At 67.9% G+C, this 4413-nt stretch carries 4 protein-coding genes and 2 pseudogenes; 4 read left to right on the top strand and 2 right to left on the bottom strand.

Annotated elements, in window-relative coordinates; all coding sequences use genetic code 11:
- Both FCU40_RS22580 and FCU40_RS22575 read right to left on the bottom strand, forming a co-directional pair.
- Nucleotides 1-612: pseudogene (locus FCU40_RS22580) on the bottom strand (calcium-binding protein); the annotation flags it as partial.
- A gap of 7 nt (nucleotides 613-619) precedes the next feature.
- Entirely contained in the window at nucleotides 620-958 is a 339-nt protein-coding gene (locus tag FCU40_RS22575; RefSeq protein ID WP_004618351.1) for a helix-turn-helix transcriptional regulator, read from the bottom strand.
- A 189-nt stretch (nucleotides 959-1147) separates the two neighbouring features.
- Here FCU40_RS22575 and FCU40_RS22570 point away from each other — a divergent pair, with 189 nt between their 5' ends.
- From FCU40_RS22570 to FCU40_RS22555, 4 genes and pseudogenes are all read left to right on the top strand, one after another.
- Nucleotides 1148-2101, top strand: a complete 954-nt coding sequence (locus FCU40_RS22570) for a glycosyltransferase family 2 protein (protein WP_168078038.1) — start codon at nucleotides 1148-1150, stop codon at nucleotides 2099-2101.
- Nucleotides 2102-2294: 193 nt separating this feature from the next.
- Nucleotides 2295-2963, top strand: a complete 669-nt coding sequence (locus FCU40_RS22565) for a TetR/AcrR family transcriptional regulator (RefSeq protein ID WP_004618348.1) — start codon at nucleotides 2295-2297, stop codon at nucleotides 2961-2963.
- Nucleotides 2964-3006: 43 nt separating this feature from the next.
- Entirely contained in the window at nucleotides 3007-3882 is an 876-nt protein-coding gene (locus FCU40_RS22560) for a transglutaminase family protein (protein ID WP_168078036.1), read from the top strand.
- A 299-nt stretch (nucleotides 3883-4181) separates the two neighbouring features.
- Nucleotides 4182-4413, top strand: a pseudogene (locus tag FCU40_RS22555) (hypothetical protein); the annotation flags it as partial.

Raw genomic sequence — 4413 nt, 5'->3', positions numbered from 1 at the left:
CGCGATGGCGTGAAGCGCCTGCGGCTTGACCGGCGCGGCGGGAACCTCGGCCGGGGCGACGCTCGGCGCGGCCGCGTGGGTCTGGCCGCGCTCGGCCTCGAGATTGAGCGCCGCGACCAGCTTGGCCGCCACGGCCTGCATCATCGGATCGTCGGCGCGCGGCAGATTGTCGAAGTTCAGCCGGCCCGCCCCGCCCACATCGACGCCGCGCATTTCCAGATAGAGGCCGACCGCGACGACCAGCGACAGGAACGACTGAGCCTCGCGGCTGGCGGGATTGAAAGAGACCACCACCGCGTTCGGGTCGCTGGGCGCGCCGCCGGACATCACCTGACGCAGCGCGCTCCACAGGCTGCCGACCTGGTGGAACATGTCCAGCGCCGCGTCGTGCACCACGAACTGCCCGTCGATGCGGGCGATGTGGACCAGAACGTCCTGGTTGGCGTCGGTGACGACGTACCAGGGATCGCCAGAGTCGGTCTGGCCAAAGACGCCATCGACCTCGCCATAGCTGGCCGACAGCTGCTGGGTGAGCAGCATCAGCAGGCCCCGCTCGTTGGGGCTCCAGTCGCCGGCGGGCGACCGGGGGGCGAAGGCTAGGACCTCTCCCATGACGGCGTCAGGCCTGGGCCGCCAACGGCGCGTCGCCCGCGTCGACGCCGTCCTCGAACAGCAGACGGTGGAGTTCGGGTTCGTAATAGCGCAGCAGGGTGCGGGCGAAGGGGCCCGGGTCCAGGCCCAGGGTCCGCGCCCAGATCGCCTGGGTCTCGATCGGCACGCGGCCCAGGCCGTTCTCCACCTGCGAGACGAAGGTGTAGTAGCGAAGCCCCATGCGCTCGGCCAGTTCGGCCTGGGTCAGGCCCGCGGCCTCGCGCGCGCTCTTCAGCCACCGCCCCGCCTCGCGGCGAAGGGACTTGGTGAGCGCGGCCTTGGCCGGGTTCATCGCCGTTCGTGACATCGGTAAGCCAGACTCCGCGCCCCGCGTGGGCGCCCGCTAGTTGTTACACATTACATTAAAACGCAACAATCGGTTCTTGAGGTTGAAAGGCCTCTTGCGAACGGAGAAAGACGCAACTACAGTTTTTATGAAACTACCTTTAACGCAGCACCCGGCAAAGCCGACGCGGCGCGGCCGAGGACCCAGAGCATGTACGTCTCGATCGATCCCGCCCATGCCCTCGCCGCGGCCCCGGACCTCCGCGCCCCGCGCCTGTCGCTGATCATGGTGGTCTACATGACCGGCCCGGCGCTGATAGAAAGCGTCCGCCACGTCCTGGCGGAGCCGGCCGTGGACGAGTTCATCATCGTCGACAACGGTTCGACTCCCGTCGACGCCGCCTGGCTGCGCGAGCTTTCGCGTCGCGAGCCGCGCGTGCGCCTGCTGCGCGGCCTGGGCAATATCGGCTTCGCCCGCGCCGCTAATCTGGGCGCCGCGGCCGCCAAGGGCGAGGACCTGGTGTTCCTCAATCCCGACGCCTTTCTGACCCCCGGCGCGGTCGCGGCCCTGGTCGACGCCGCCCGCGATCGTCCCTCCCCCTGCGTGGTCGGGGCGCGGGTCTTCAATCTCGACGGAACAGAACAGCGGGGCGCGCGACGCGGCGAGATCACGCCCGTCACGACCCTGCTCAGCCTCTCGAAGCTTAGCGCCACCCTGCCCCCGCTGCGCCGCTTCGAGATCCACCGGGAGGACGAGCCCCCGCCGTCCTACCCGGTGGACACCCCTACGATCTCGGGCGCCTGCTTCTACATGACGGCGCGCGACTTTCATTTGCTGGGCGGCTTTGACGAGGGCTTCTTCCTGCACGTCGAGGACATCGACCTGTGCTGGCGGGCCCGGAAGCATGGCGGAAGCGTGCTGTTCCAGCCCAACGCCCGAATCGTCCATGTCGGCTCGACCAGCCGCGAGAACCCGCTGGTCATCGAGTGGCACAAGGGCAAGGGCCTGGTGCGCTACTTCCTCAAGCGCGCCGACAGCAAACGACGCAAGGCCCTGGCCCTGCTGCTGGCGCCGTTGATCCTTACCGCGGCGATCGCCCGGCCGCTGCTGCGCCAGGCCCTGAAGGGCCGGATGAGCGCCCGCCCGGCGACCATCGCCGGCTAGAGCCTTATCCGCTCGAATGGAATCGTTCGAGCGGAAAATAAGGCTCTAAATCAAACATTTAGAGCGTGATAACCGCCGAAACCGCTCATACTTTCGGCTATCACGCTCTAGCACACCGCTCAGCGGCGATCTTGACGCTTGCGCCAAATTCGAACAGTCGTAAGAGTTCCCCATGGGTAAAGGGGAATACTAAGTGAGTCCGACCACCGACGCCGCCGCCTCGCACGAAGTAGAAGCGGCCGAAACCGAGGCCGCCACCAAGAACCTGGTCTTCGTCGCCGCCGAGCGCCTGTTCGCGCTGCACGGCTTCCAGAACGTCTCGGTGCGCGACATCACCGCGGCGGCGGGCGTCAACCTGGCCTCGGTGAACTATCATTTCGGCTCCAAGGACGCCCTGCTGTTCGAGATCTTCAAGCGGCGGACGGCCGAGCTCAATCGCGAGCGGGCCAAGATGCTGCACGAGGCCAACGACCGTAACGCCGGCGATCCGCCGCTGCGCGAGATCCTGGCCGCCCTGCTGACCCCGCCCCTGCGCTGGCTGGCGCCGGACCACGAGCGCCGCATCTCGCTGCAGTTCCTAATCCGCGCCCGAAGCGAGGGCACCGACGAGATCCGCAACGTGCTGAAGACCGACGTCTCGCACCTGCGCCGCTTCTCCGACGCCCTGCTCAAGGCCCGCCCGGACCTGTCGCCGGAAGACGTCTACTGGCGGCTGCACTTCACGCTGGGCATGTTGCACAACAACCGCTTCGCCGAGTTCGACCGCCTGAACGTGCTGTCGGAGGGTCAGACCAGCGAGTCGGACGTGATGGCGCTGCTGGGCCGGATGCTGGAATTCGCCGAGGCTGGCTTCCTAGCCTAGGGAGACAGGAACCGCCCCTGGCCGGAGGCGTTCTGGCTTCGGCATGGGACGGCTGCGCATTTTTCACGAGACGCGGTACTATTACGAGCGCCCGGTGCGGTTCGGCCCGCAGCGGCTGCTGATCCGGCCGCGCGACAGTCACGCCCTGCGGATCGTCGAGGCCAGCTTGCGCCTGTTTCCGCCCGGCCAGACCCGCTGGAGCTACGACGCCAACGGCAACTGCGTCTGCCTGTTTCAGCCGACGGGCCAGGCCGACGCCATGCGGGTGGCCAGCGAGCTGGTCATCGACCGCTACCCCGCCCCTCTGGCCCCGCAGCGGGTCGAGAACCCGGACACCCTGACCCCGATCGTCTATTCGCGCGAGGACCGCGCGACGCTCGAACCGTTCATCGCGCCGGTCACCGACGATCCGGACGCGGTGCTGCTGCGCTGGCTGCGCGGCCTGCACGCGCATCGCGACGAGCCGGCCCTGGCCTTCCTGCTGCGCGTCAACACGCTGATCCACCAGCAGTTCGAATACCAAGCGCGCGAGGAAGAAGGGGTAAGGAGCCCCGTCGAGACCTTGCAGGCGCGCGGCGGCGCCTGCCGCGACCTGGCCTGGCTGATGGTCGAGGCCCTGCGCCGCCTGGGCTACGCGGCCCTGTTCGCCACCGGCTACATCCACTCGCCCGGCGCGGCGATCCGGGGGGCGGGCGCCACCCATGCCTGGTGCGAGGTGTTCCTGCCCGACCTGGGCTGGCTGGAGTTCGATCCGACGAACGGCCTGGCCGAGTCCTCCGACCTCATTCGGGTCGCCGCCACGCGCACGCCCGCCCAGGCCCTGCCGGTGTCGGGCGCGATCCTGGGCGACCCCGGCTCCTCGCGTCTTCACGTCTCCGTGGATGTGCGATTGATCAACGAAACCAGCCCTGCGGCGTGATAAATTAAGGTTAATAGCGTGCGGGAGGAAAAGCCATGACCAGCGGCTTTCAGAACCAGGACCCTATGCGGAACGTCTGCTTTCCCAAGTGCGAGCCCAAGCCTCAGCACGGCCGAAAGCCCGACGAGGCGTGCGTCAAACTGAAGGAAAAGCGCTCCTTCGAACCCAAACCGGGTCACTGAAACCCCTTCGACGCGAAATGATTTCCCCTTGCGCGCAAGGGCTGTCACGCGGGATGTCTATACAGGGTGTGTGGACGTCATTAACCTCGACGTCAGGGGAATGGGGAGCTGGACGAGATGCGACGCGTCGCGCTCGGATGTCTGCTGGCGGCGGCCGGCCTCGCGATCGCGGGGACGACGGCGACGGCCCTGTCGACTCATGCGCCCGAAGAATTCAACCAGACCCTGACCTTGGCCGGCGGTCCCTCCGCGTCCGCCCCCGCCGACGATCCCGATGCGCCGATCGCCACCGCCCGCTATGGCGGCGAGCGAACGCGCGCGCCCGAAACCGCCGTGGCCTTGGCCGGCT

Origin of the sequence: Caulobacter sp. SSI4214, assembly GCF_012184455.1 — a bacterium.
GTDB lineage: Bacteria > Pseudomonadota > Alphaproteobacteria > Caulobacterales > Caulobacteraceae > Caulobacter > Caulobacter vibrioides_E.
Note: the sequence above shows the minus strand (reverse complement) of the source record. Positions and strands in the feature narration are given on the sequence as shown.

Coding starts and splice junctions, on each gene's coding strand:
- FCU40_RS22575 (WP_004618351.1), bottom strand. CDS start 958: ATGTCACGAACGGCGATGAACCCGGCCAAGGCCGCGCTCACCAAGTCC.
- FCU40_RS22560 (WP_168078036.1), top strand. CDS start 3,007: ATGGGACGGCTGCGCATTTTTCACGAGACGCGGTACTATTACGAGCGC.
- FCU40_RS22570 (WP_168078038.1), top strand. CDS start 1,148: ATGTACGTCTCGATCGATCCCGCCCATGCCCTCGCCGCGGCCCCGGAC.